24 protein-coding genes, 1 tRNA gene and 1 pseudogene are annotated in these 26,700 nt (G+C 55.9%); 7 read left to right on the top strand and 19 right to left on the bottom strand.

Annotated elements, in window-relative coordinates; all coding sequences use genetic code 11:
* Nucleotides 1–5 precede the first annotated feature (5 nt).
* The 14 genes from thrC to WMO26_RS00180 all read right to left on the bottom strand — a co-directional run bounded on the left by thrC (nucleotide 6) and on the right by WMO26_RS00180 (nucleotide 12,699).
* On the bottom strand, nucleotides 6–1,505 hold the full coding sequence (gene thrC, locus WMO26_RS00245) for a threonine synthase (RefSeq protein WP_349217504.1): 1,500 nt from the start codon (nucleotides 1,503–1,505) through the stop codon (nucleotides 6–8).
* Between the two features lie 90 nt (nucleotides 1,506–1,595).
* Nucleotides 1,596–2,528: a dipeptidase gene (locus WMO26_RS00240; protein WP_349217502.1), complete on the bottom strand. Its 933-nt coding sequence runs from the start codon at nucleotides 2,526–2,528 to the stop codon at nucleotides 1,596–1,598.
* Nucleotides 2,529–2,659: 131 nt separating this feature from the next.
* Nucleotides 2,660–3,037, bottom strand: coding sequence for a YraN family protein (locus tag WMO26_RS00235; RefSeq protein ID WP_349217500.1), 378 nt, complete (start codon nucleotides 3,035–3,037; stop codon nucleotides 2,660–2,662).
* On the bottom strand, nucleotides 3,034–3,672 hold the full coding sequence (rnhB, locus tag WMO26_RS00230) for a ribonuclease HII (protein WP_349217498.1): 639 nt from the start codon (nucleotides 3,670–3,672) through the stop codon (nucleotides 3,034–3,036). The genes WMO26_RS00235 and rnhB overlap by 4 nt, the downstream gene beginning before the upstream one ends.
* A complete protein-coding gene (gene ylqF / locus WMO26_RS00225; protein ID WP_349217496.1) occupies nucleotides 3,669–4,538 on the bottom strand; it encodes a ribosome biogenesis GTPase YlqF in 870 nt (289 codons plus the stop codon). Before ylqF ends, rnhB begins: the two co-directional genes overlap by 4 nt.
* A 65-nt stretch (nucleotides 4,539–4,603) precedes the next feature.
* Nucleotides 4,604–5,206, bottom strand: coding sequence for a signal peptidase I (gene lepB, locus WMO26_RS00220; RefSeq protein ID WP_349217494.1), 603 nt, complete (start codon nucleotides 5,204–5,206; stop codon nucleotides 4,604–4,606).
* A gap of 215 nt (nucleotides 5,207–5,421) precedes the next feature.
* Nucleotides 5,422–5,766, bottom strand: a complete 345-nt coding sequence (rplS, locus tag WMO26_RS00215) for a 50S ribosomal protein L19 (protein ID WP_349217492.1) — start codon at nucleotides 5,764–5,766, stop codon at nucleotides 5,422–5,424.
* A 202-nt stretch (nucleotides 5,767–5,968) separates the two neighbouring features.
* A complete protein-coding gene (locus WMO26_RS00210) occupies nucleotides 5,969–6,496 on the bottom strand; it encodes a hypothetical protein (RefSeq protein ID WP_349217490.1) in 528 nt (175 codons plus the stop codon).
* A gap of 82 nt (nucleotides 6,497–6,578) precedes the next feature.
* Nucleotides 6,579–7,670: a Gfo/Idh/MocA family protein gene (locus WMO26_RS00205; RefSeq protein WP_349217488.1), complete on the bottom strand. Its 1,092-nt coding sequence runs from the start codon at nucleotides 7,668–7,670 to the stop codon at nucleotides 6,579–6,581.
* Between the two features lie 33 nt (nucleotides 7,671–7,703).
* On the bottom strand, nucleotides 7,704–8,357 hold the full coding sequence (locus WMO26_RS00200) for a TIGR03936 family radical SAM-associated protein (RefSeq protein ID WP_349217486.1): 654 nt from the start codon (nucleotides 8,355–8,357) through the stop codon (nucleotides 7,704–7,706).
* Complete coding sequence (locus tag WMO26_RS00195; protein ID WP_349217484.1) at nucleotides 8,329–10,185, bottom strand: TIGR03960 family B12-binding radical SAM protein; 1,857 nt, start codon at nucleotides 10,183–10,185, stop codon at nucleotides 8,329–8,331. Before WMO26_RS00195 ends, WMO26_RS00200 begins: the two co-directional genes overlap by 29 nt.
* A gap of 331 nt (nucleotides 10,186–10,516) precedes the next feature.
* The gene (locus WMO26_RS00190; RefSeq protein WP_349217482.1) at nucleotides 10,517–11,122 is read right to left on the bottom strand and encodes a metalloprotease; all 606 of its coding nucleotides are present in this window, start codon (nucleotides 11,120–11,122) and stop codon (nucleotides 10,517–10,519) included.
* Nucleotides 11,109–12,116 carry a M23 family metallopeptidase gene (locus tag WMO26_RS00185; RefSeq protein WP_349217481.1) on the bottom strand — a complete coding sequence of 336 codons (1,008 nt, stop codon included), beginning with the start codon at nucleotides 12,114–12,116 and terminating at the stop codon, nucleotides 11,109–11,111. The genes WMO26_RS00190 and WMO26_RS00185 overlap by 14 nt, the downstream gene beginning before the upstream one ends.
* A 94-nt stretch (nucleotides 12,117–12,210) precedes the next feature.
* Entirely contained in the window at nucleotides 12,211–12,699 is a 489-nt protein-coding gene (locus tag WMO26_RS00180; protein ID WP_349217480.1) for a GNAT family N-acetyltransferase, read from the bottom strand.
* Nucleotides 12,700–13,035: 336 nt separating this feature from the next.
* Between WMO26_RS00180 and WMO26_RS00175 the strand changes: the two genes are divergently transcribed.
* The gene (locus WMO26_RS00175; RefSeq protein ID WP_349217478.1) at nucleotides 13,036–13,434 is read left to right on the top strand and encodes an SRPBCC family protein; all 399 of its coding nucleotides are present in this window, start codon (nucleotides 13,036–13,038) and stop codon (nucleotides 13,432–13,434) included.
* Nucleotides 13,435–13,512: 78 nt separating this feature from the next.
* On the opposite strand, the gene gltA is transcribed toward WMO26_RS00175, so the two are convergent.
* Nucleotides 13,513–14,910: an NADPH-dependent glutamate synthase gene (gene gltA, locus WMO26_RS00170; RefSeq protein WP_349217477.1), complete on the bottom strand. Its 1,398-nt coding sequence runs from the start codon at nucleotides 14,908–14,910 to the stop codon at nucleotides 13,513–13,515.
* Nucleotides 14,903–15,751 carry a sulfide/dihydroorotate dehydrogenase-like FAD/NAD-binding protein gene (locus tag WMO26_RS00165; protein ID WP_349217476.1) on the bottom strand — a complete coding sequence of 283 codons (849 nt, stop codon included), beginning with the start codon at nucleotides 15,749–15,751 and terminating at the stop codon, nucleotides 14,903–14,905. Before WMO26_RS00165 ends, gltA begins: the two co-directional genes overlap by 8 nt.
* A 301-nt stretch (nucleotides 15,752–16,052) precedes the next feature.
* On the opposite strand from WMO26_RS00165, the gene WMO26_RS00160 reads away from it, so the two are divergent.
* The 6 genes and pseudogenes from WMO26_RS00160 (at nucleotide 16,053) to WMO26_RS00135 (ending at nucleotide 23,250) form a co-directional block, all read left to right on the top strand.
* Entirely contained in the window at nucleotides 16,053–17,354 is a 1,302-nt protein-coding gene (locus WMO26_RS00160; RefSeq protein WP_349217474.1) for a galactokinase, read from the top strand.
* Nucleotides 17,355–17,525: 171 nt separating this feature from the next.
* A complete protein-coding gene (locus tag WMO26_RS00155; protein ID WP_349217473.1) occupies nucleotides 17,526–17,915 on the top strand; it encodes an OadG family protein in 390 nt (129 codons plus the stop codon).
* 111 nt (nucleotides 17,916–18,026) lie between these two features.
* Nucleotides 18,027–19,275: pseudogene (locus tag WMO26_RS00150) on the top strand (sodium ion-translocating decarboxylase subunit beta).
* 362 nt (nucleotides 19,276–19,637) lie between these two features.
* Nucleotides 19,638–21,098, top strand: a complete 1,461-nt coding sequence (locus WMO26_RS00145) for an NADP-dependent glyceraldehyde-3-phosphate dehydrogenase (protein WP_349217472.1) — start codon at nucleotides 19,638–19,640, stop codon at nucleotides 21,096–21,098.
* Nucleotides 21,099–21,351: 253 nt separating this feature from the next.
* Complete coding sequence (locus tag WMO26_RS00140) at nucleotides 21,352–21,852, top strand: pyridoxamine 5'-phosphate oxidase family protein (RefSeq protein WP_349217471.1); 501 nt, start codon at nucleotides 21,352–21,354, stop codon at nucleotides 21,850–21,852.
* 78 nt (nucleotides 21,853–21,930) lie between these two features.
* Complete coding sequence (locus tag WMO26_RS00135) at nucleotides 21,931–23,250, top strand: MATE family efflux transporter (RefSeq protein ID WP_349217470.1); 1,320 nt, start codon at nucleotides 21,931–21,933, stop codon at nucleotides 23,248–23,250.
* 96 nt (nucleotides 23,251–23,346) lie between these two features.
* On the opposite strand, the gene WMO26_RS00130 is transcribed toward WMO26_RS00135, so the two are convergent.
* From WMO26_RS00130 to WMO26_RS00120, 3 genes are all read right to left on the bottom strand, one after another.
* Nucleotides 23,347–24,489: a GGDEF domain-containing protein gene (locus tag WMO26_RS00130; RefSeq protein ID WP_349217468.1), complete on the bottom strand. Its 1,143-nt coding sequence runs from the start codon at nucleotides 24,487–24,489 to the stop codon at nucleotides 23,347–23,349.
* A 1,096-nt stretch (nucleotides 24,490–25,585) separates the two neighbouring features.
* A complete protein-coding gene (locus WMO26_RS00125; protein WP_349217466.1) occupies nucleotides 25,586–26,125 on the bottom strand; it encodes a methylated-DNA--[protein]-cysteine S-methyltransferase in 540 nt (179 codons plus the stop codon).
* Nucleotides 26,126–26,477: 352 nt separating this feature from the next.
* A tRNA-Arg gene (locus WMO26_RS00120) sits at nucleotides 26,478–26,554 on the bottom strand.
* Between the last annotated feature and the right edge of the window lie 146 nt (nucleotides 26,555–26,700).

Genomic DNA, 26,700 nt, shown 5'->3' with positions numbered 1-26,700 from the left:
CTATATTAGGAAATGCCCAACATGGAGAGGACCACCCGCTCCATGGTATCCTTGGTGCACACATCTTCAAACCGCACGGCCTTGTCTTTGAGAGACGCGAGGGCCTGGGGGGCCTCCAGCTTCGTGCATCTCGAAAGCTCCGCTACCTTGGAAAACTCGTCCATTCCCGTCACGTCCTCCTTCGCCACCGCGTCTAAGACGCTGGCGGAGAACTTGAAGGGGCTGGCCGTGGACGCGATGACCGTTGGGGTCTTGTCCCCGGTATCCGCTACATACTGCTCGTAGACATGCAGCGCCACCGCCGTGTGGGTGTCGCACAGGTACCCGCGGCTTTGGAAGGTCTCCCCGATGGTTTCCTTGGTGGCCGTATCGTCGCAGAAGCCCGCGCAGAAAAGGGCGTTGAGCTTTGCTTTAATGGCGTCGTCCACCTCGTACCGCCCGGTTTTCGCAAGGCTCTCCATGTAGCCGCGGATTTTCTTATCGTCCCGGCCGGACAGATCGTAAAGCAGCCGTTCCAGGTTGCTGGAAATAAGAATGTCCATAGACGGAGACACGGTGGTAAAGAAGGGGCGGTTGCGGTCGTACACGCCGGTTTTCAGAAAATCGGTGAGCACATTGTTGGAATTGGACGCGCAGATAAGCTTTGCCACCGGCAGGCCCATGGATTTGGCGTAATAAGCCGCCAGGATATTGCCGAAGTTTCCAGTGGGGACCACAATGTTGATGGGGTCGCCTAACGTTACCTTGCCTTCCTTGACAAGATCGCAGTAGGCAGAAATATAATAGACGATCTGGGGCGCCAGACGGCCCCAGTTGATGGAATTGGCGCTGGAAAAGAGCATGCCGTGTTGTTTTAGCTTCTTTGCCACCGCCTCGTCGGTAAAGATGGCTTTTACGCCGGTCTGGGCGTCGTCAAAATTCCCCTTGATGGCGCACACGCCCACATTGCCGCCCTCCTGGGTGGTCATCTGCAGTTTCTGCATGGGGCTGACCCCGTCCTGGGGGTAAAACACCAGGATTTTCGTCCCATCTACATCCTTGAAGCCTTCCAGGGCGGCCTTGCCCGTGTCGCCGGAGGTGGCGACCAGAATGACGATGGTCTTATCCCCCACCGTCTTCCTGGAAGCGGTGGTCAGCAAGAAGGGCAGCATTTGCAGAGCCATGTCCTTAAACGCGCAGGTAGGGCCATGCCACAGCTCGAGCATATAAACGCCGGGAGCGATTTCCGCCAGAGGGGCGACGCTTTCGTCGTCAAACTTGCCCGGCGCATAGGCGCCCGATACGCAAGCGTCCAGCTCTTCCTTCGTAAAATCGGTCAAAAACTTGGCAAGCACTGCCTTTGCCCGCTCCACATAAGAAAGGGGAAGCAGGGCCTTTATTTCTTCGTTTGTCAGCTCCGGGATGCTCTGGGGAACGAACAGACCGCCGTCCGCCGAGATGCCCTGGGTAATGGCCTGGGCCGAGGATACCGCTACGCCGCTGTCACGCGTGCTTTGATACATCAATGAAAATCACTCCAAATCATCCGATTGCGGCGCCGGGCCGTCACATCCTCCCGGCAAAACCAATGCCATTATTCTAGTACACATCCGCCGTTATGTCAAAGCCCTGTCGAAAAAATGTGCGGCGTTCTGATAAAAAATCCGGTTTACCAGCGTCTCCGGATACCGGTGGAACAACAGCCGTTCGTAAAGCCGGGGCAGGGCGCTGATGTCTTTGAGACAGGACGGCGTTTCGGCCCCATCGAAATCGGTGCCGATACACACGACCTCTTCCCCGCCTAAGGAAAGAAAATGGTCGATGTGGCGCACGATGATATCCAGGCTTGCGTCCTTTTCCCCATTGAGAAATAAGGGATACAGGTTGATGCCCACCAGGCCGCCCCGGCCGGCAATGGCCAGAAACTGGCGGTCGGTCAGGTTGCGGGGATGGTCGAAAACCGCCTTGGAATTGGAATGGGAGGCCACATAGGGTTTATGGCTGACTTCCTCCACGTCCCAGAACCCGTGCTCGGCGATATGGGAAACGTCCACCACCATCCCTAAGCTTTCGCAACGGCGCACCGCCCGGCGGCCCAGCGCCGTCAGGCCTCCCGCGTAGGGGACCTGCACCCCGTCGGCAAACTCGGTTTTGCCGTTCCAGGTCAGGGTCATCATCCGCACCCCGGTTTTATAAAGGGCGTCGATGCCGTCCACCCGGCCGCCGGCCGCCGCACTCCCTTCCACCGACAGGATGGCCGCACATTTGCCCTGTTTTTCCGCCTCATACACGTCCTTCGCCGTGCGGCACAGGGCGATTTTGTCCGCGTGTTTTGCAAGCTGCTCGTCCAGATAGGTCCGGCACCGTCGAAAATGCTCCACCGCCGCCCTGCCCCGCAGCTCGTCCGGCATCCACACGGCGAGGAACTGCCGCCAGCATTCCAATTCCCCGCCCTTGTTTAAAGACAGTTGCAGATCGTTTTCCAGCAGGTCCTTTCCCTGTTTTTCGCATTCATAGAGGGTATCGCAATGAAGGTCAAATAGCTTCATAGATTCTCGTCTCCTTTGCCATGAAACCCGGCGTTTGATGGAACGCGCCGGCCGAATCCTGGGAAACCGACAAAGGCATTCGGCCGGCAAAACCAAATACGGTACTGCCAATCGAATGCCCTTGCGCCGATTTATACCGCCCCCTCCAGCCAAAAAGCGTTCTCTATATGATGTATGGAGAAAACGGCGAATTCATTCCTGTTTTCCGTGATAATTTCCACCACATCGAACCGCGGCTGGAGACGACTGGGATTTTCCTGGAGATACAGCAGAGCGGTTTTGATAAGACGACGCCGCTTGGCGGGCGTAACCCACTCGCAGGGGGCGGCGATGGCGTCCTTATTGCGGGTCTTGACCTCTACAAAAGCCAAAACCTGGTCCTTTTGGGCAATCAGGTCAATTTCCCCGTACCGGCTATGATAATTGCGTCCCCGCAGGCAGTAGCCTCTTCCCTGAAGCCAGCCGGCCGCGTAATCTTCCCCCAACCGCCCGGTTTCCAAAGCGGTCATCGTACCGTACCTTTGGCCAGGATTTTCGTTAGGAAGGTTTTGCGGTGCATATCACTCGGGCCGTAGGCAAGAATCCGCTCCCGGTGAAGCGCGGTGCCATAACCCTTGTGCTTTTCGAACCGGTATAGAGGATAATCCTTCGAGAGCGCCTTCATCAGCCGGTCCCGGCTGACCTTTGCTAGAATGGAGGCCGCGGCAATCGACAAGGAGAGGGTGTCCCCCTTTTCCAGGGTGCGTACCGGCAGATTCATCCCTTTCGGGGCCTGGTTTCCGTCCACCAGCAGCACGTCCGGCTTTTCCGGGAGCTGCTCTACCGCCCGTTTCATGGCAAGGAAGGTGGCGTTTAGAATATTGAGCTCGTCGATCTCCTGGACGCTGGCCGACCCGATGCCAAAGGCCTTCGCCTTTTCACAGATCACGTCGAACAGCTGCTCTCTTTTTTTCTCGGAGAGCTTTTTGGAATCGTTGACCCCCTCGATCACGACGCCTTCCTCAAAAACCACGCAGGCCGCGAACACTGGGCCCGCCAGCGGACCCCGGCCGGCCTCGTCCACCCCGCCGATGAGGCGGTAGCCTTCCTCACGCAGACTTCTTTCATATATGAGCCAGTCTATGGGCTCAGTTGCTTTTTTCATAGACTGCCCTCCGGGCGCTCTAAGCTGATGCGCCCCAGCTTTCCGCCGCGAAACTCGTCGAGCACCGTGGCCGCGGCCCGCTCGGTATCCAGCTCGCCGCCGGAAATGAGCATGCCTCGCTTCTTTGCCACCGCGTACAACAGCTCGTGCCCCGCCATGTCTTCAAAGCCGGTAAGCGAATACCGCTCGGCCAGCCGGCCAGGGTACTGATCCCGCAGCCAAAGAAGCAGCCGGCAGGCAAGGCCTTCGGTGTCCACCACGTCGTCCTTGACCGCGCCCGTAAAGGCCAGCCGTTCTCCCACCGCCGGGTCGTCAAACTTCGGCCACAGCACGCCCGGGGTATCCAGCAGCTCGCCACCTTTGCCGATGGAAAACCACTGGTTTCCCCGCGTCACGCCCGGGCGGTCTGCCACCTTGGCCTTGCCGCCCTTGGCCAGACGGTTGATGAAGGAGGACTTTCCCACGTTGGGAATACCCACTACCATAATCCGGATGGGCCGCGAACCCATGCCTTTTCGTTCCCAGGCGGCAATCTTGTCTTTGAGCACCTGCCGGGCCAAAGGAAGCACGCCATTCAGCCCCTTGCCGCTCTTGCAGTCCACCGCAATGGCGGGAACCCCTTCCTTTGCGAAGGCCGCGATCCATTGGCGGGTCACCGCCTCGTCCGCCGTGTCGCTCTTGTTGAGCAGCACAATGCGTGGCTTCTGCCCCACAATGGAGCGAAGCTCCGGATTGCGGCTGGCCATGGGTACGCGCGCGTCAAGAAGCTCTGCCACCAAATCCACAAGCGGCAGGGCTTCCTTGATTTTTCGCCTGGTTTTGGCCATGTGGCCAGGAAACCACTGAACCGATGTGATCTCTTCCATCTTTCCCTTCCTTTTCTCTGCGTTGTTTGCCTGTACCGGGTAAATGATGCCCCATTTGGGGGAGGTTATCCGATGGGGCCGATGGCGTCAAAGGGATAAAAGCGGAAGATGGCCTTTCCAAGCAGATACTTGTTCTCTACAAAGCCGATGTCCCGGCTGTCGGAAGAGTTGTTGCGGTTGTCGCCCAAAACAAAGACGCAGTCCTCAGGTACCTCAACCGGGTACTCAAATCCGTAGGTTCCCTTTTTGCTCTTTTTAATCAGCTCATTGATGTACGGTTCGTCCAGTTCCACCCCGTCCACCGACACCGTTCCCTTATCAAAGTCGATGAACACCGTCTGCCCCTCGGTGGCAATGACCCGCTTGATCAGCGGCTTATGGTGGATGGTTGGCTTGGTGATGACCACCACGTCCCCCTGGGACGGCTGGTAAAACAGGCTTTGGATCATGACCCGGTCGCCGTTGTGCAAAGTCGGGACCATGGAGGTGCCGTCCACCAAAACCAGCTTGAAAATAAAGCTGAATACCACGATGACAAGGGTGACGGAAAATACAATGGCTTCCAGCCATTCGTTTACGTCCGCATAGCGGTCGCGTTTTTTCGGAACGGTCGAAATCGAACCGTCGTCAAGCACCTCGTCATAATTGAGTTCCAGTCCATCGGTCATGATTGTTTCCCTCCATTTACGGCGCATCAGGTTCTGCCAAAAGGCAAGCCGGCGCCGTACTCCTGCGCTGCAAGGAGAGCGCACTCTCCGTTACTCTTCATAATACCAAAAAAATTGGAGAATTTTGTGAACAAAATAGGAAATCCGCAAAGGAATAAACAGGAAAAAGGGACGGCTGGGAGGAAATCCCCCAAACCGTCCCATTCTTTGCTCCATTAGCCGAGACGTTCTTTGACCTTTGCAGCCTTACCCACGCGGTCACGCAGGTAGTAGAGCTTGCTTCTGCGCACGCGGCCGTGACGGATCACGTCCACCCCTTCTACGTTGGGCGAGTGAAGCGGGAAAACGCGCTCCACGCCGACGCCGTAAGAAACGCGGCGCACGGTAAAGGTTTCGGAAACACCGCTGCCTTTCTTGGCGATGACGGTTCCCTCAAAGTTCTGAATACGTTCCCGCTCGCCTTCACGAATCTTCACGTGAACGCGCACGGTGTCGCCGATGGCGATGACCGGCGGGGTTTCCTTCAGGCTCTCTGCTGCGATGGCTTTCAAAGCATCCATGGATCAAATCCTCCTTAAATTTCAGACATTCGTACCCTTTCTTTGTGAAAAAGCAGAGGACTGTCCGCTTCAATGTCACGGGATTACCGGGCATGAACCCCAATCGACGAACGTCGACGGTAAACCAGATACTAGAATATAGTAGCACAATTCCTGCCTGTCTGCAAGTCTTTTTTCCGATTTTATCGAGACTTTGCCGCGCTTAGGCGGCCGGACCGAAGGTGTTGACCACCTTGTCCAGGTCGGCCTTGGCTTTCTCTGCGTTGTCGGTAAAGCCCCAGCTGACCAGGCACGGCACCGATTCGCCATAGTCCAGGATGGTGATCCAATAGGTGGTGTCCTCCCCGCCCGTCTGGCCGCTGACCCGGGTCTGATAGCCGCTGTAGCCGTTGACGGTTACCGCCTCCGGGCCTCCAAGCGTAAAGTTGGAAACCTGGTTGGCAAAATAAGAGGTGAAGGTCTCCAGGTACTCTTCCAGGGAAAGCTCGCCCATGGATTCGGCGGAAACCTCTGAAACCATAACAAACCGGTTGTCCGACTTGTTCCCCGTGGAAAGGAGGACCTCTTTCCCCGCTTCCTCTATCCGGTCACTCCAGGAATCGGGCACCGTCATCTGGTACTTGCCGTCACTGCTTTTGATGGTCTTTTCCCCTTCGGAGCAGCCGCACAGCACAGCGGTCAGCAGCATCAGCATCAGCGCCACCGCGGTGATTCGTTTGGTCTTGTTCATGGAATTCCCCTCGTTTCTTTCTATTTGGAGCGCAGGGCGACCGCCCTTTGCTCCCTATCCTCTTCTTTCCAATGGTTCGTCATCAGCCGAACCGGCCGGTAAAATCCACGGTGGCCACAGCGCCGAGCGGCAGCTTTACAGGCTGATGCCTGGCGGCCGACAGATAGACGGCCAGCACCATTTCCAGCGCCCGCCGGCCGGCGTATGCGTCCACATAGGGCTGCGTATGGGTCTTAAGCGCCCGGATCATGTCCGCGTACAAAGACACGTGGCCAAAGCCATAGACGTTGCCGGGATCTTCCACGCTTTCCTCGCAGATTCTCTCCGCGTCCTCGTCCTTGTCGGCAAACCGCCACTGCTCCAGGCGGTTGACACAGATTCCGCCCGCCTTGACCGTTCCCTTTTCCCCAAAGACGCTCAACGTTTCCTCAAAGTCTTGCTCACAGATATCCGTAGTCCCCTCGATGATGCCGTAGGCGCCGTTTTTGAACTTGACGACCGCCACCCCCAGGTCCTCCGCCTGAATGTAGCTGTGAACCAGATTATCGGTGTAAGCGAACACTTCATCCACCTCGTCCCCCATCATCCAGCGCAGCAAATCAATGCCGTGGATGCACTGGTTCATCAAAGCGCCTCCGTCGAGCTCCCAGGTACCCCGCCAGTCGCCTTCCTTGTAATAGGCCTCCCCCCGGTGCCAGCGCACTTGGATGGCGCCGTACAAAAGCTTGCCGAACCGGCCTTCTTCCAGGGCCTGACGGGTCCTTGCAATCGCCTTGTTAAACCGGTTCTGATGGCAGCAGCAGACAGTGACCCCTTTTCGCTCAGCCGCTTCGATGATCCGGTCGGCGTCCTGCAAGGACAGGGCGATGGGCTTTTCGATGAACACGTGAACCCCCGCCTCAATGCAATCGAGAGCGACAGCCGCGTGATACCCGCTTTCGGTGGTGACGGCCGCCACGTCCGGGCGCTCCACCCGGAGCATTTCCTTATAATCGGAGTAGCACCGGATGCCTTCGGCCTCCTTGCCCAGAGACTTGAGCAGGTTCTCCGCCTTGCCAGGCACCACCTCGCAGACAGCGGCAACCTTTATGTCCTCCTTGTAGCACAGAGCCGCCCTGAGATGGGTCGGGGCAATGCGCCCGCATCCGATGAGCACATACTTAATCGGATCCATTTTTTCACGTCTCCTATAATGGTTTTTTAGTTTCTATGCAAAGAGCTGCATCTGCGCGTTACAAAAGCGCAGGCGCACTGTCTTGACGATCTTCACCGGCTGCCCGCAGGCCGCCGTCACCGCCTGAGCAAGCAAGGACGGGTTAATGCTCAAAGACGAGCCGCAAGGCAACGTTGCTTTCACAAGGCACCGCTCTCCCTGTGTTTCCACCGACAGTCCTTGCAGATGGGGCCGGATGTCCACTTCCTTGACGCCCGACTTGGTCTTTTTCTCCACCGGCAGGGCATCCTTTCCGAGGGCCTCCCGAACCAGAGCGGCCGTATCGGCGCCCGGGGCTTCCATCGTCAGCTCGTAATCGGCAAAGGCGATTTCCTTGGCTTTTTCTGCAGGCTCCGTCACGCCGGTCACCAATAGGCCCTGGGGCAGGCAGCAGTTTAACCGCTCCTTTACCTCGTCTAACGGCATCTCCTCCACCAGACGCAGATCCATCGCTTCCCGCAGGCCGTGCACTCCCAGAGAAAGGGGGAGCGGAAAGGTCAGGTAGGGATGGGGATGAAATCCTTCCGTGTACCAGATGGGAAGCTTCGCCCGCCGGACCGCCCGGGCCATGCACCGGTTTAAATCCAGATGGGAAATGTAGATGGCGGCGCCGGTCTTCTCAAACCACACCCGAATCGGCTTTTGCAAAGCAGGCACCTCCTATCAGACGGTTGGCCCCGCAGCCGCCGCAATGGTCGCGGCAATGAGGCGTGACGGTACTTTCCTGAGCCTTCTTCCATTCCCGGATGAGAAACGCCTTGTCCACCCCAAAGTCCAGGTGGTCCCAGGGAAGCACCTCGTCGAGAGCACGGCGGCGGTTTGCATAGAAGGCGGGGTCAATCCCGCATTCCCGGAAGGCCTCCATCCACTTGTCAAACAAAAACTGGTCATCCCAGCCATCAAACTTGCAGCCCTTCTCCCAGGCAAGCTTCATCACCTTGCAAAGCTTTCGGTCTCCCCTGGCGAACACCGCCTCTAAGAAGCTGGTCATGGACTCGTGCCATTTGCACTGCACCTTGCGGGTAGTCAGCGAATCACGCAGGTGCTGCTGCTTTTGGCGGAGTATCTCCATAGTGTCCTGCGGCTCCCACTGAAAAGGGGTGAAGGGCTTTGGAACAAAGGAAGAAAGGGAAATGTTCACCGCCACCGATTTGCCCTTGGGCTTATTGGGGTTGCGGTAGTAAAGGTTCACAATCTGCTGCCCGAGCTTGGCGATGCCCTCGATGTCCTCCATGGTTTCCGTGGGCAGGCCGATCATAAAATAAAGCTTGACCGCCGTATACCCCCCGTCAAAGGCGGTGTTGCAGGTGCGCAGGATCTCCTCCTCCGACACGTTCTTATTGATGGCGTCGCGCAGCCGCTGGGTCCCCGCCTCGGGGGCGAAGGTCAGGCCGGTTTTGCGCACCCGGCTGATCTTTTCCATGAGCGCGGGGGAAAAATTGTCCACCCGCAAGGAGGGAAGGGAAAGGCTGATCTTCTCCTGCTCGGTATAATCGAGCAGGTTGTCGAGCAACTCGGGCAAACCGGTATAGTCGCTGGTGGAAAGAGAAGTAAGCGAAATTTCGTCGTAGCCGGTGCTTTCGCACAGCGCCCGGCTCTCCTTACAGACGGTATCAGGGGATTTTTCCCGCACCGGGCGGTATAAAAAGCCCGCCTGACAGAACCGGCAGCCCCGGATGCAGCCGCGAAACACCTCGGTCATCGCCCGGTCATGGACAATGTCCAGAAAAGGCACCACAAAGGTATCCGGATAATATGCCTTGTCCAAGTCCTTAACGATGCGTTTGGTTACCCTTTCGGGCGCACCTTCCTTCGGCGTCACCGCTTCGATGGTCCCGTCGGACTGATAACAGACCTCGTAAAGGGAAGGCACGTACACCCCGGGAATCCGGGCCGCCGCCTTGAGAAAGTCTCTTTTGGAGCCGCCCTTTTTCTTATAGTCCCGGTAAAGCTCAGAAAGCTCTAAGTTGACCTCTTCCCCTTCGCCTAGGATGAACAGGTCTACAAACTCGGCCAAGGGCTCCGGATTGCAGGCGCAGGGCCCCCCCGCGACGACGATGGGCGAAAGCCCCTCCCGATCGGCCGCCAGCACCGGCAGGCCCGCCAGGTCGAGCATGTTGAGCACGTTGGTAAAGCTCAGCTCGTACTGCAGGGTAAACCCAATAAAGTCAAATTCCCGGATGGGGTCGCCGCTTTCCAGGCCATAGAGCAGGACCCCGTTTTCCCGCATCTTCGCCTCCATGTCCGTCCACGGGGCGAACACCCGCTCGCACCAGATATTCTCCTGGGCGTTATAAAGCCCATATAGGATTTTCATTCCCAAGTGGGACATGCCCACCTCATAGGTGTCCGGAAAACAGAAGGCGAACCGCACGTCCACGGCATCTTTGTCCTTGACGACGCTGCCTAATTCCCCTCCGGTGTATCTTCCGGGCTTCTGAACCTCCATAAGTATTGATTGAAGCACAGGATTCATTCCACTTTTCTCCCGTTTCGTTGCATTTCTGGCTTTTTCGCCTTGAAGTTTTATTATACTGTACTTTCCTCCACAATGCAACGCAATTGTACAGGTTCGCTCCGGGCAATCACCGCAAAAAAAAGCCGCCCTCGCTTGCGGGCCGTAAGCGGCAAAATGTGCCTGGCTCCTAGTGCGTCCGACCTCCGATTTCCGGTTTTCGCACATGGCCTCGGCCCGCTGCAACGCGTCCGGCCCTCCCGGTGTGGATGTGTACCGCCTTTCCCTGCCGGGCCTCTGCGGCGGCATAAAAAGCAAAGAGCGGACGGGAATGATCCCGTCCGCTCTGCTTTTATTCCGCGTTGGTCAGCAGCATGGCAATCAGATACAGGCTGGTAAAAAGCAGGGTGAAATTATACCGACTGCGAAGAAGCAGGACAAAGCCGAACAGGGCGGTCATCGTCAGCACGGTAAAGGAGATGACATGCAAAAGCCGTCTGGCCCGTTCCTCCCCCAGGGGCAGGCTGAAAAGGTCAAAGAGAATCTGCCCCCCATCCAGAGGCAGAACCGGGAGCAGGTTATAAATCCCGATGGCAAGCGAGGAACAGGCGGGAAGCAGAAAGCCGGGATTCTGGGTCCACAGCAGCAAAAGCCAGCACAGGAAAAAACAGCCCAGGTTGACCAAGGGACCTGCGGCCGCCACCAGCATATCCTTCAAGTAGCTCTGCCGCCCCTTGCGCACCCAGGTCATCCGCATCCCGAAAGGGGTCAGGGCGATGGCTTCGGGTGGGTCTTTGAGGGCAAAAAGGGCCGCCACGTGCCCGAGCTCGTGCACGCAGGCCGCTGCCATCGCCCAGGCCGCCACGCCGCTCGAATCGAGCAGGAGCATCACCGTCACCGACGCTAAAAACAGCACGCTGACCTCCACCCGCACGCCCAGAAGCCTAAGCGACATCATACCCGAACCGGCTAAGGGCGTAAAGCGGATCCATCTTTACCCCGTCGATGGCTAGCTCGATGTGCAGATGGGGGCCGGTGGAGTCGCCGGTGGAGCCTACCAGCGCGATGGTCTCCCCCGCCCGGACATAGGCGCCGTCTGCGGCGGTAATTTTGCTGCAATGGGCGTAAAGGGTTTCCACGCCGCTGCCGTGGCTGACGATCACAAAATTGCCGGACTTGTCGTTATAGCCCTGCTTTGCGACAATGCCCGGCAATACGCTTGCGATGGGAGTTCCTTCCGCCGTCGCTAGGTCCAAACCGGTATGAAAGCCCTCCTCACCGGTGATGGGATGGGTGCGGTAGTCGAAGGTGGAAGTGATGGTCGCCGTCTGCAAGGGCGGCGACAAAGGGGCGGTCAGAAAATATGGGGCAAAGGAGGTCTTCTCCGGCGGCAGCTTCGCCCCATTTCCAAATAGCCCGGTCAGAATGTCCTCCCCGCCGGCACCCAGGTGCACACCGGTGGGCGTCAGGTCGCCGGGCGCGCTTACCTCCCCGTCATCTCCGCTCGATGCGGAGGAGGCGGGGGCCTGCGAGGGGGAAGAATTGGAGGGAGCGGAGGAAGCACCCGAAGAGGTACCGGAAGTTCCATCTGGGCCGGATACGTCCGAGGGAGCGGAGGAACCGCCCTGCGACGGCTGGAAGGAGAAGGCTTCCTGAATAGAGTGGATGGGTTCCACAAAGAAGGCCAGCACCGCGTACCGGTCGGCCATCTCCTCCACCTGGGCCCACGCCTCCTCAAACGTCACCTGTTTAGACATGGCGTCCATATACTGCTCCTGCAGCTCGAAAAATGCCCCGTTTCCCGACAGCTTGAACAAAAACGCCGCCAGCACTAGCACCGCACAGACGCCGACCTGGGCGAGCAGCGTAATTCCGCTTTTCTTCTTGGGCTCCTCTGTGACGCCGGCCGATTCCCTGCGCACCGAACGTCTGGGTCTGTCTTCCGGATACATATTGTCATCCCGCCTTCCATAAAAGCCCCGTGGGGCGTAACACACGCGTCTGTTTTATGGGTATGAGAAAGGCGGACGGGTTATGCGAAAAAAATCACACCGTGGGATGGTAGAAAATCAGGATATCCTCATAAGAGCCGTCTTTGAGGCGGTATCCGCCGGGGATGACGCCCACTCTGGTAAAGCCCAGCTGCTCATAAAGATGGATGGCGGCGGCGTTTGTGCGTACCACCGCGTTAAACTGCAGCCCGCGAAATCCATACTTCCCGGCGCGGTGGAGGGAATCGAGCACCATCGCCCGGCCGATTCCGGCGCCGCGGCAGCCCGGTTTGACCCCATAGGAAGCGTTTGCCACATGGGAGCACCGGCCGATGTGGTTGGGATGAAGGATATACACCCCCACCACCTCCCCGTCCAGCCGGACGCAGACCGTCTCGGTCTGGGCGGCGAACATTTCCCTGGCTTCCTCAAGAGAAAGAATCTGATCGCCGGGAAAGCTGTCCCCCTGCTCCACCACGCTGTTCCAGATGCGGGTGATTTCGGGCAAATTTTCTTCGCAAAAGGGTTCCATAGTCAGCTTCATAGAAAAAACGCTCCTTTTTTGTTCATCTATAATAATGGTTGGCGCCGTCTAATCCGGAAGCAAACCGCCCGAACTGGCCGGCACCGATTCAAAAAGGCCGGTGCAGCCCTTTCCGTTTTTCAGGAATGCCGTCCTCTGTTCGAATCGGTCATCCCCTGTGGTTATAAGAAAACGCCGGTTTTGCAAAGCTTGCCATCCATGCTATACTGGCAGAGACTAGAATAGTCCGCTTGCATCGGCCTTGGCAATTGGCCGCGGGTAGGCAAGCCAGCCTTTCTGCACCGAAGGAAAGCACGGCGGACAAATCGGGTTTAATCATAGGAAGGGCGTGGAAAAATGGCAGTCTCCAACCGGAAAGCGACCTTTGCAGCAGACGTCAAAGAGGTGTGGGACGTGGTGGTTTCCTTAACGGAATATTCCTGGCGCAGGGACGTGGAGAACATTGAGATGGTAGAGCCCGGCAAACAGTTTGTGGAGCACACGAAAGACGGCTTTTCCACCATCTTTACCATCACTGCCTTCGAACCCTGCCGCCGGTACGAATTCGACATGGAAAACGCCAATATGAAAGGGCATTGGGTGGGGCTCTTCTCCAGCGAAGGCGGGAAAACCACGGTGAATTTTACCGAGAACGTCACCGCCAAGAAAGCCCTTTTGAAGCCTTTTGTCAAAGGCTATCTGAAAAAGCAGCAGGCGGCTTACCTGGCCGACTTAACCAAACGGCTGGAAGGGTAAAGCCTGCAAGGCAATAGCAGAAAGCAGCCGGACAGATGTCTCGTCCGGCTGCTTTCTTTGCAGTAGGCTCCCGCCCTTTTATTGCTGTTTGCCCTGAAGGTATGCGTCGATGGATTTCGCCGCCTGCTTTCCGGCGCCCATGGCCAGAATGACGGTGGCGGCTCCCGTCACCGTATCGCCGCCCGCATAGATGCCCTCGCGGGAGGTCTGCAGGCTGTCTTCATCCACCACCAGGCAGCCCTTGCGATTGGCCTCCAAGCCCTTGGTGGTGGTGCGGATAAGAGGATTGGGGGAATTGCCGATGGCAATGACCGCACAGTCCACGTCCAGCACAAAGTTCGAGCCCTTTTTCTCCACAGGGCGGCGGCGTCCGGACGCGTCCGGCTCGCCCAGCTCCATTTCCACGCATTCCATTCCCGTGACGAAGCCCTTCTCGTCGCCGAGAATCTTCACCGGGTTTGTCAGAAGGCGGAATTCGATGCCTTCCTCCTTGGCGTGGTGGATTTCCTCCAAACGGGCGGGCATTTCCTTTTCCGACCGGCGGTAGACAATGGTCACCTTCTCGGCGCCCAGGCGCTTGGCGCACCGAGCCGCGTCCATGGCCACGTTGCCGCCGCCCACCACCGCAACCGAATGGACGTTTAAAATCGGAGTGTCGTACCCTTCTTTATAGGCTTTCATCAGATTGATGCGGGTGAGGAACTCATTGGCCGAATATACGCCCAGCAGCTCTTCCCCTTCGATGTTCATAAAATTGGGCAGGCCGGCGCCGGAACCCACGAAGACCGCTTCAAAGCCCCCGTCCTCCATCAGCTCGTCGATGGAAAGGACCTTGCCGATGACCATGTTGGTCTCGATTTTGACCCCCAGCTTGCGCAGCTGGTCGATTTCCTTCTGCACCACCGCTTTGGGCAGGCGGAACTCCGGAATGCCGTACATGAGCACGCCGCCGGCGGTGTGAAACGCTTCAAACACCGTCACATCATAGCCCATGCGCACCAAGTCGCCCGCACAGGTCAAGCCCGCAGGGCCCGAGCCCACAACCGCCACCTTATGGCCGTTGGGCGCGGCTTTCTGCACCTTTGCTTCCCGGTTCTTTGCGTACCAGTCGGCCACGAACCGCTCCAGGCGGCCGATGGCTACCGGTTCTCCCTTAATGCCCCGCACGCACTTGGACTCGCACTGGGTCTCCTGGGGACACACCCGGCCGCAGACGGCGGGCAGGGAATTTGTCGACGTAATAATCTCATAAGCGGCCGCGAAATCACCCTCGCTTACCTTCTGAATAAATTCCGGAATGCGCACGTTGACCGGGCAGCCGGACACGCAGGGCTTATGCTTGCAGTTGAGGCACCGGCCCGCTTCCTCAATGGCCATTTCCTCGGTATACCCGCAGGCGACCTCCTCAAAATTGTGATTGCGCACATTCGGCTCCTGCTCAGGCATCGGAACCTTTTTCAAAGACATGTTAGCCATTGTTCACAATGCCTCCCAACTTGCAGATATGATCCTCCATAGCCCGTTTTTCCTGGGGCTTATAGATGGACAGGCGGCGCATGGCATCCTCAAAGTCCACCTGATGGCCGTCAAAATCAGGCCCGTCCACACAGGCAAACTTGGTTTCGCCGCCCACCTTGATGCGGCAGCCGCCGCACATGCCGGTACCGTCGATCATGATGGGGTTCATGGAGATAATGGTCTTGATGCCCGCTTCCTTGGTCAGGTTACATACCGCCCGCATCATGGGAAGGGGACCGATGGCGATGACCAGGTCATAGTTCTCTCCCGCGTCGATGAGCTCCTGGAGCTTGACGGTGACGAAGCCTTTGTTTCCATTGGAGCCGTCGTCAGTCATTACATAAAGATGATCGGCCACTTCACCCATTTCCTTTTCCAAAATCAAAATGTCCTTGTTGCGAAAGCCCGCGATCACGTCCACCTTGACACCCATCTGGTGAAGGGCCTTTGCCTGGGGATAGGCGATGGCGCAGCCCACGCCGCCGCCGACTACCGCTACCTTCTGATAGCCTTCCAGCTCGGTGGGACGGCCGAGAGGCCCGACAAAATCCTGAATAAAATCGCCCACCTCCAGCTCATCGAGATGCATGGTCGTCTTGCCGACCTTCTGGAAAATGATCGTGACCGTACCCTTGTCCGGATCGTACCCGGCCACGGTCAGCGGAATCCGCTCACCGGTCTCATCCACGCGAAGGATGATGAACTGACCCGCCTTCGCTTTCCTTGCAATCAGCGGCGCTTCAATGGTCATCCAAGTAACGGACGGATTCAAGCGGCGCTTTTCCACGATTTTATACATGCGCTTACCCCCTGTAAAGATAAAAACAACGCGTAACGCGATGGATTCGACGAGACGCGTGTCTTCCGTCAAATCGACATTTTTTGTATCCGTCCTATTATAAAGCCTGATGAACGACATTTCAATAGCCAAATGCGCCAAACCTGCTTGTACATACAACAAAAATACCCGTTGCAATGGGCAAAAAAACAGGCTATAGTAAAGGAGATTTCCGGCCTAACACACCGTACCTCTGGTAAAATCAACCGCCACGGCGCTGGCATTGGCCGGTCTTTCAATTTAGAAAAGGGATGGATGAAACATGGCATCATTGGATGAATATCAGCAGAAATTGGAGCAGGGCGGTTTCGACGAATGCCTTTGTACCCTCTATCCACCCCATAAGTTGAACGAACAACGGGCCCGTTACTTCGCTCTGCTGGACTGCTTTGAAGCCCGGTTCGGTCGCGGAGAGGTCCGCCTGTTCAGCGCCCCGGGGCGCACGGAGCTTGGCGGCAACCACACCGACCACAACCACGGCCTGTGCCTAGCCGCCAGCGTGGACCTAGACCTGATCGCGGCGGTACGTCCCACAAAGGAGCCGGTCATCCGCATCCAGTCCGAAGGCTTTGAAGGGATGGACGTGGTGGACCTGACCGATCTTACCCCCCGCGAGGAAGAACGGGAGCGTTCCTGCGCCCTCATCCGGGGCATTGCCGCGCGTATGACTGCGCTGGGGTTTTCGGTGGGCGGGTTCGACGGGTATATCACTTCCCAAGTCCCCCAGGGCGCCGGGCTTTCCAGCTCCGCGGCCTTCGAAATCCTCATCGTCGCCATTTTAAACGGATTATATAATAAAGGTAACACCGATCCCGTCACCGCGGCAAAGATCTCCCAGTTCGCGGAAAATACCTATTTCGGCAAACCCTGCGGCCTGATGGACCAGATGGCCTGCTCGGTGGGCGGGTGCATTTCTCTGGACTTTGAAAGGCCCCAGGACCCGCTAGTAGAACGCGTCCCTTTCCAGGTTTCCTCCTTCGGGCACGCTTTGTGCATAGTAGCGACCGGCGGCAGCCACGCAGATCTGACGAACGAATATGCGGCGGTTCCCGCGGAGATGAAGGCGGTGGCAGCGTTCTTCGGCAAGGAGGCGCTGCGGGAAGCTTCGCTTAAGGACGTCATGGCGCAGGCAAAGGAAATCCGCCGTGTCTGCGGCGACCGGGCCTGGCTGCGGGCGGTGCATTTCTTTACGGAAAACGAACGGGTCAAAAAGGAAGTACAAGCGCTCAGGCAGGGCGATTTTGAGGAATACAAACAATTGGTCCTGGCTTCCGGGCGTTCCTCCTTCCAGTGGCTGCAAAACGCTTATTCCTGCGCTTCTCCTAGAGAACAGGGAATCGTGGTGGCCCTGGCGGCCACGGCGCTGCTCCTTGGCAACGAAGGCGCTTACCGGGTACACGGCGGCGGATTCGCCGGCACCATTCAGGTATTCGTGCCGCTTGCCCAGCTTGACGCCTACCAAAACGGCATTGAGGCGGTGATGGGCAAAGGCGCCTGCCATCCCATTTGGATCCGCCCGGTAGGCGGCGTGGAGGTCACGCAGGAAAACGCAGATTTTCACTAATTTTTCTGGTTTTATTTCCCTATCGACTGACTTTTTGTGTATTTAGTCAAAAAAGTGGAATATTAACACAATATGAACTTTTTCAATTGCATTTGTGAACACTTTTGGATATAATTGAATTTGTTCATAATTTAACAGGTAATCATTTTTGTATAAAGGGGAAGTGAACACATGGATGACGCTTTGATGACAGCTGGAATTGTAATTGTGACCGGCTTGGTGGTCGTATTTGCGGTTCTGATCGTTCTGATTTTCTTGATTTGGGCTTTTGGTAAGATTGTGACGTCGTTTACCAACCGTCCGAAGCAGGAAAAAACGCCGCCAAAAGCACAGGAAAAAGCAGAGGTCAAGGCGGTTTCCCCCTCCGTCAAGCAGGCGGTCCTGTCTCCCCAGGCGGAAGACGGCTTATCCGATGAAATCGTTGCGGTGATCGCCGCGGCGGTAGCGTCTCTTTCGGAAAGTACCGGCGTCTCTTACGGCATTAAGAGCATCCGCCGCGCGAATTCCGGACGGCCCTCCTGGGCAACGGCCGGCGTTCTCGAAAACACGAGGCCCTTTTAGGAGGTACTTAAATGAAGGAGATGATAACAGGTGCTTGACGGAATCTTTGACTCCATTCAGAATCTAATCAATGGGTCCGGGTTCGGCCTGCAATACTGGCAGAACTATCTGATGATCCTGATTGCCTGCTTTTTGCTGTTTTTGGCAATCGCAAAAAAGTACGAACCCTTGCTTTTGCTTCCTATCGCGTTCGGTATGATTCTCGCAAACCTGCCGCTTGCAGGCATGATGGGTATGCCCACCAACGAGATGATCGCCATACCGGTCGATGAACTAATCCAAGCAACCGGGAAAACGCTGGATGAAATACGGCAGACCTTCTCGGCAGACCAAATCAACGACGTACTCAACGCCTTGCATCCCGAGAACACGCACAGTTACCCGATTGTGTGGCAGGCGGTGCAGGATCAGATGCTTCCCTTCTGGAACAAGCCTGCCCAAAACGGCGGTTTGCTGTACTATCTCTATCAAGGCGTCAAACTGGGCATCTACCCGCCGCTGATCTTCCTGGGCATCGGCGCTATGACCGACTTTGGTCCTCTGATCGCCAATCCCAAGAGCTTCCTGCTGGGCGCGGCCGCGCAGCTTGGTATCTTTATCACCTTCCTCGGTGCGGTTCTTCTTGCGTTCCCGAACAACGAAGCGGCTTCCATCGCCATCATCGGCGGCGCGGACGGCCCGACCGCCATCTATGTGACCTCGAAGCTCGCACCTCATATGCTCGGCCCGATTGCCGTGGCGGCTTATTCCTATATGGCGCTGGTTCCCATTATCCAGCCGCCGATTATGAAGCTGCTGACCACCAAGAAGGAACGCAGCGTCGTGATGACGCAGCTGCGTCCGGTTTCCAAGACGGAAAAGATCATTTTCCCGATCCTGGTTGCCATCGTGGTCTCCCTGATTCTTCCCTCCGCGGCGCCTCTGGTCGGTATGCTGATGCTGGGCAACCTCTTCAGGGAGAGCGGCGTGGTGGACCGTCTGAGCAAGACGGTGCAAAACGAGCTGATCAACATCGTTACCATCTTCCTGGGCGTGACGGTTGGCGCCACCGCCAACGGTCAGACCTTCCAGCTGGAATACCATCAAAATTATTCTTCTTGGTCTGTGTGCATTTGCCATCGGTACCGCCGGCGGCGTGCTCTTCGGCAAGATCATGTATGTGGCCACCAAGGGCAAGGTCAATCCCCTCATCGGTTCGGCCGGCGTTTCCGCTGTTCCGATGGCGGCGCGTGTTTCTCAGAAGGTGGGCCAAAAAGAGAACCCCGGCAACTTCCTATTGATGCACGCCATGGGTCCGAACGTGGCGGGTGTCATCGGTTCCGCAGTCGCGGCGGGTGTTCTGATCGCCATCTTCGGCTGATACGGCACTTCTCTGATTGTCATAAAGGGCGGCAAACCAGAAATTGGTTTGCCGCCCTTTTTTTGCTCGAATGGTACCGCGCCATTGTGTTTCATCGGTTTCCCCGCCTTTTGCTGCGACCGGCGCCAATTCGGTTTTCTCAGGCATACCTTGCCCGCGTTGTACATAGGTATGGATGCATTCTTCCAAAGCGTTTGGCCTTTCCGGGGCAAGATTTACGCCTGTTCCACCCGCCGTTCGATTCTTAATCAGGCTTTTGCCAGCGATGCCGCTTTCGAAGATTGTTCCCCGGCGCTGGCATGATCACGGCTTTTCTGCGAACACTAGATGTATGACACGCGTAACAAGAAAGGGTGCAACCGATGTTTGAACAAATGGAAAAAGGACAAAAGGTCTATGGGAACCTGCTCAATGGAGAATGGGTGGCGTCGGCTTCCGGCGAAACCATCGGAATTCATTCCCCTGTAGATGGCAGCCTGCTTGGAAGCGTACAGGCCATGACCCGCGAAGAAGTGGACCAAGCCATCGCCTCCACCAAGGACTGCATTCCCGCCTGGTCCGCCCTGCCGGTGTACGAACGGGCGGAAATCTTCTATCAGGCCGCCGATTTATTGGAACAGGCCGCCCAGGAAATCGCGGACCTTCTCGTGATGGAAGTGGCCAAGGAGAAAAAATCTGCCCTTTCCGAGGTCACCCGCTCGGCGGATCTTCTGCGCTATACGGCGGATATCGGCAAAAGCCTGGAAGGCCAAGCCATCTCCGGCGAGAGCTTTCCGGGCGGCTCGCGCAGCAAGATTTCCTATGTGGAGCGGGTCCCCCTGGGGACCATCCTGGCCATTTCTCCGTTTAACTACCCGGTCAACCTGTCCATCTCCAAAATTGCGCCCGCGCTGATCGGGGGCAATGCTGTGGTGCTCAAGCCCGCCACCCAGGGCGCTATCAGCGCGCTGCATATGGTCGAGGTTCTCAACCAAGCGGGATTCCCCAAGGGGATCTTAAACACCGTCACCGGCCGCGGCAGCCAAATCGGAGATTATGTGGTCACCCAGCCTGGGATCGATTTCATCAATTTTACCGGTTCCACTGAGGTTGGGCGTCACATCTCCCAGATTTCCTGCATGACCCCGCTTCTTCTGGAGCTGGGCGGAAAGGACGCCGCCATCGTGCTCGACGACGCGGACTTGGACTTCGTGGCCAACACCATCGTGGACGGCGCGTATTCCTATTCCGGCCAGCGGTGTACGGCGGTCAAGCGGATTCTAGCGACGGACACGGTGGCCAACCGATTGGTGCCCAAGCTGAAAAAGCGGGTGGAACAGCTGACGGTGGGAGATCCTAGGAAAGGAAACATGATCACACCGCTCATCGACGAAAAAGCGGCGGATTTTGCCCAATCCCTCATTGACGACGCGCTGAAGCTGGGAGCAACGCTGGTGACGGGAAACCGGCGTGAAAAGAATCTGCTCTACCCCACCCTTCTCGACCAGGTAACGCCGGAAATGAAGGTGGCCTGGATCGAGCCTTTTGCGCCGGTGCTGCCGGTGCTGCGGGTCAAGGATCTGGACGACGCCATCGCGCTTGCCAATCAGTCGGAATACGGCCTGCAATCCTCCGTCTTTACCAATGATGTTAACAATGCTTTTTATGTGGCCAACCGTCTGGAAGTGGGCACAGTGCAGATCAACAACAAAACCGAACGAGGTCCCGACCATTTCCCGTTCTTAGGGGTCAAAGCCTCCGGCATGGGGACCCAGGGCGTCAAATATTCCATCCTGGCCATGACCCGGCCCAAGGCGATTACGCTGAATTTACAGGAACAATAATCATCCAAAGAGAGAGCGGCCCGCAGTTCTTTACGGGCCGCTCTCTCTTTCCGGCTTTTTCGCCTCCTCCCCTCCACCTGCGCAACGTTTCTATCGTTTGGCTTGACAACCGAAAGCTTTTTGTGATAGGATACAAAAAAATATTGCGCTCACCGCCGGGGAGCTGAAAGCGTTGATTTCGTATCGTTAGGCCATAGAAGATACGAAAGGAAACGCTTTTTTTGTTTCTTAAAAACTTCAAAGGAGGCTCTATATGTTTCGCGAGATGAGAAGAAAACGGCAGGCACTGTCCGCCGAAGAATGCGGTGCTGTTTTAAAGAGAGGCACCTGCGGGGTGCTGGCCCTTTCGGGGGACAGCGGTTATCCCTACGCGGTCCCTCTGAACTATGCATACGACGAGGGCGCCCTTTATTTTCACTGCGCCAAACACGGCCACAAGCTGGACGCCCTTGCGAGATGCCCCAAGGCGTCATTTTGCGTGATTGACCAGGATCAAATTGTGCCGGAGGAATACACCTCCTATTTCCGAAGCGTCATCGCGTTCGGGAAGATACAAGTCATAGAAAAAGACGAGGAAAAACGCGCCGCCATCCAGATGCTGGCCCTCAAATACGCCCCAAACGACGATGCGCTCCACCGCCAGGAGACAATCAACCGGGAATGGGTTTCCTTGTGCATGCTGAAGATGACGGTGGAACACTTGACAGGAAAAGAAGCAATTGAATTAATGAAAGACAAAGAAGCGAACGGATAATCCGCCGGAGCGTTCTTCTGTCTGGCTGGTCGGCCTGCATGTTGCAGCGCAGGCCTATTTCTTTCAGGGAGGTTTGGGATGAAACATACCGCTTGCTTTCGGGAATTCGCCAAGTATTCCTCACTCAATGTGCTGGGGATGATCGGGCTGTCCTGCTACATCTTGGCCGATACCTTTTTTGTGGCAAAGAGCCTGGGCGCAAACGGGCTCGCCGCCTTAAACCTCGCCATCCCGGTTTACAGCTTTCTCCACGGAAGCGGCCTGATGATCGGCATGGGCGGCGCGACCCGATATGCCATTTTAAAAAGCCAGAAGAATTCCCAGGGCGCTGACCGCATGTTTACCCATGCGATACTTCTGGCGGCGGGCTTTGCCCTCTTTTTCATGCTGGCGGGCGGGGTCCTCTCCGGCCCGATTGTAACCTTGTTTGGAGCGGACGAAAACGTCTTCGAAATGACAAAAACCTATGTGCAGGTCATTTTGCTCTTCGCCCCGGCTTTTTTGCTCAACAACGTTCTTCTCTGCTTTGTCCGCAACGATGGAGCGCCCCATCGTTCCATGGCGGCGATGATCGGAGGAAGCCTGTCCAACATCGTTTTGGACTATGTGTTTCTTTTTCCGCTCAATATGGGGATTTTCGGCGCCGTATTGGCCACCGGTCTGGCTCCGGTCATCAGCATGCTGATCCTGTCGCCCCATTTCCTAAAAAAGAAAAACGGCTTTCATGTAAGGAAAGGGAAGCCGGAAGGAAAACTTGCAATGCAAATTTGTTCCTGCGGCGTTCCCTCTTTGGTCACAGAAATGTCCTCCGGCGTAGTCATGATCGCGTTTAATACGATTCTCTTGCGTTTGCAGGGGAATGTGGGGGTCGCGGCCTACGGCGTGATCGCCAATCTGTCTCTGGTGGTGATCGCCGTCTATACGGGCGTTGCCCAGGGCATTCAGCCCCTTCTCAGCCGTAATTACGGCGAAGGCAACCGCACAGGTGTGCATGCCGTTTTGCGTTGGGCGCTGGGCGCTATGCTGATTCTCTCCGCTATACTGGTTGGCGCTGTCTTTTTCGGCGCTTCTCCGATTGCCGCGGCCTTCAACAGCGAACACGACGCACTGCTGCAAAACATCGCCGTAGAAGGGCTGCGCCTTTATTTTCTCGCTTGTCCCTTTGCTGGATTCAATATCATCTTGTCGGTTTTTTTCACCTCCACCGAACTGCCAAGGCCCGCTCAGATTCTGTCCCTTCTGCGTGGATTCGCGGTAATCCTGCCTGCCGCGTTTCTTCTTTCGGCTGCGTTTGGAACCACCGGCGTATGGTGCGCGTTTCCGGCGACAGAACTTTCAGTTGCTTGCCTGGGTACCGCCTATGTTCTGCTTCATAGAAGGCGCAAGCTTGTACCATAGCCCCAAGTGCGGCGGCCTGCAAGATCACATACCCGCGGCTCTGGATACGAAGAAAAGCTGTCCGGCCGGACAGCTTTTCTCTAACAAGCAGAACAGTCAAAGAGCCGTCGCGCTGCAGCTTTTCTTTTCTTTTTTTGCTTGGTACATGCTTTCGTCCATCTGCTTTAAAAATTCTTCGGCTGTGAACTGGTCCCGATCCCGGCAGCAAAAAATTCCGACGCTGAAATCAATCTGCTCGTGGGGCGGCCACAACCGGTTGAGCTTTGCTTTGTTCTCTTCCAGCTGCTCTTCGACGTTATACATCTCCCGCCCGTCTTCGGAAAGCCAGATTAGAACAAACTCGTCGCCTCCGTAACGAGCGCCGAGGATATCTTTGCGTTCTACGCTTTTGATGATCTGCGCCATATGGACAATCGCGCGGTCTCCTGCCAAATGCCCATAGGTGTCGTTGACCGCCTTTAAACCGTCCAAATCCATCATAATCCCGCAGATGACCGCGTCTTTGGACTCCGAAAACCATTTGCTCAAATGCTCATTGAGCATTCTGCGGTTGGCTAAGCCCGAAAGCTCATCGGTATAGATGGCGTTGTTCTGCGAAATCTGAAAGATCAGCAGGGCAGAGATGGAATAGCTGCAAATCAGGGAAAGAGGCCGGAAGAAAATTTGGATCAGCTCCGCGCAGGCGGGCGGCAGCGGGAACAGGAGCAACGGGAGAAAAATGTTCCTCTGGATTTCTTTTTTGTGTTTCAGGACAATCACGGTTATCATTATCATCGTGAGGTAATTGAGAATGGTGAAGGTCCACATGGCGGCAAAGCCTACCACAAAGGTGCCTTGCAGCGAAATCGAAAACAGAAACCCGGTGAACAAATTGACGAGCACCGCCCCCGAATTCAGGAGGAGAACGCAGTCATAGAAAATACAGTGTTTTTTCCGCCCGAATCCATCGCCGAAGACGGTGTAGTCGATGTATCGTGCCCAAAGCCAGATGACAAGGCAGTTGACGATCAGATAAAGGCTCTTGATGATCATCAAAAGAACCTGGCAAACCATTCCCTCTTTCCCGTAAAAGAGAAAATAGGCGGCATCCAAAGCCAAAAACACGCACACAGTGCCCATAATCCAGAAATATTGATAATCAAGCCGGGCCTTTTTGGTTTTGTGACCCAGATTGAGAAACAGAATCAACACATATACCATGGACAGGACGTCCAGCGCAATACTCGCTTGGATATTCATTTCTCTCACTCCCTTGCCGGACGCGGCGGGTTCCCTTTCCGTGCTGGTTCCTGCCCTCAGACTTCATATAGTTGCATTATATCATATTCCTCCCGAAATTACAGCAGCGAATCGGCTGTGCATAATCGGCGGATTTTCCATTAGCCCGGGCGGTACGGACAAATGCACCAAAATAGCTGTGTCGCCTTCTTTCTATCTGACTGCCGGCTTCCGCCAAACCGCCTTCAGTATACGGCTTTGAAAAAGCTTTTTGACGGCCTGATAATGAGGGCGGCTGCTGACGGCCAAATGGTTACCCGCAGAACATCATGCAATGGGGAATCCCGGTCGCCGCATACGCATGGTTTCCCAGTCTGATCAGAGAGTCAGGGATTATCATCGGTTTTTCATAAAGATTTTCCCTTTCCGATTCAGAACAGAAAGACGCTTTCGACCGGATCGAAAGCGTCTTTGCTTATTCATATTGACCATATATGAGACCTGTTTACATATCTCATGCTCTACTCTTTCCAATCCGGATCTCTCTGCCGAATTGTGTCCTCCAAAGCAAACACGGCTCTTTTGTAAAGAGAAAGGCCGGGCTTCTTTTCGCCGTGAAGCACAGCGTCCACAGTCTTGTCAAACTCCGTTTCACCGGCTTCTTCCGAAAGCTTGGAAAGCGTTCGGATGGGGTTACGGACACTGATTAGAATATAAAATGCAATGGCAAGCGCTCCAACAATCGTTAAGACAATCCAATCTGCTACAAAGCCGAAAACAAGAAAACAAAGCCCTACAATCCCCACCACTATGTTGAAAAGGAAACTTTGGAGCACGCCGGAAAGCAAAAGAGGAAACGGAAGCTTTCTTTTTATTTGTACCACTTTCTTTCTACCGATTTTGATGCATACCGTTCAGGCACAACGAGCGGTTCCCCAGCTCAAAAGGGACCACCACTGTACTTAATAAAATAGTATAGCAAAAATCTGCCGGTAATGCAATCAAACGCGGATCATAAATACGTAAACGAAAGGCTGGCGTTTACGCACCATATACCGAAACGCTTCTCCGGCGTACGATTGATACCGCTCATCCTGCCTGAATTCGGTCTGATTGCCTATAGGGCCGTCCCCTTCGTCGGTACAAACAGCCGTGACGTATCCACACCCTCCAGGTTTAACAGCATAATCTTTTTCCCGATTCCCCCGGCATAGCCAGTCAGGTTTCCATTGGTGCCAACCACCCGGTGACAAGGAATGAGGATGGAAATGGGATTGTGTCCCACGGCGCCGCCTACCGCTTGGCTGGACATGGTTTTTCTGCCCCGCTTTGCCGCCATTCGTTCGGCGATAAAACCATAAGTAGTCACCTCTCCATAGGGAATCTGGCATAGGATGTTCCATACTTCCCGGCGGAACTCGCTGCCGATGGGACGCAGAGGAAGCGCAGAGACGGCAGGTCTTTCCCCTGCAAAATACCGGTCCAGCCAGCTCTTTGCAGCAAAAAACACCGGCAGGTCGTCCCGTTGGGCCATGGCCTCTTTGATGGGATCGCCGAAGTATTTCTGGCCTTCCACCCAAAGGCCCACCAGGTTCATTCCGTCACTAGCGAGGGTGAGCAATCCCAGCAAGGATGGGTAAGTGGTAGAATAGTACATAAAACGCACTCCCTTACGCTAAATTCCACTGGCTGACGGTATACAGTCCTCTGCGGCCGCCATGATCCGTATTTCCCGTATACGCGCAGCAGCACTTTCTTTTTTCTTCCGGATTGGTGCAAGAGTCCAACGGGAGTTCTCCGTGAACCGAGCCCTGAGCCAAGGCATAGACAGGGCGGAAGCGGACAGCGACAATGTCTGAACAAAGGTCGAAATCTGGATTGTCTCATTTTCGAGTTCCAAATTTCGACCTTTGTTCTTTTTAGTAGAAAAAGATACCCTGCCATAAACGCGCATGAATAGGAAAAATTAAAAACTGAGCCCGGTACGCGAATTGCGTCCAGGCTCAGCCTGGCGTCCCCGGCGCGATTCGAACGCGCGGCCTTTCGCTTAGGAGGCGAACGCTCTATCCAACTGAGCTACGGAGACGGATATACGGAATATCTTATTTTACAACTGTTTTCCATCTTACTCCATGATCCCGATTTTGTCAAGGCAAAAGGGGTTCTGCCCTTGTTGCCTTATCATACGCGCGGGCTTTTTGACCTTGTTTTGAAGCAGAATTTGCAAAAAAG

This window comes from Solibaculum intestinale (genome assembly GCF_040096205.1).
GTDB lineage: Bacteria > Bacillota > Clostridia > Oscillospirales > Acutalibacteraceae > Solibaculum_A > Solibaculum_A intestinale.
Note: the sequence above shows the minus strand (reverse complement) of the source record. Positions and strands in the feature narration are given on the sequence as shown.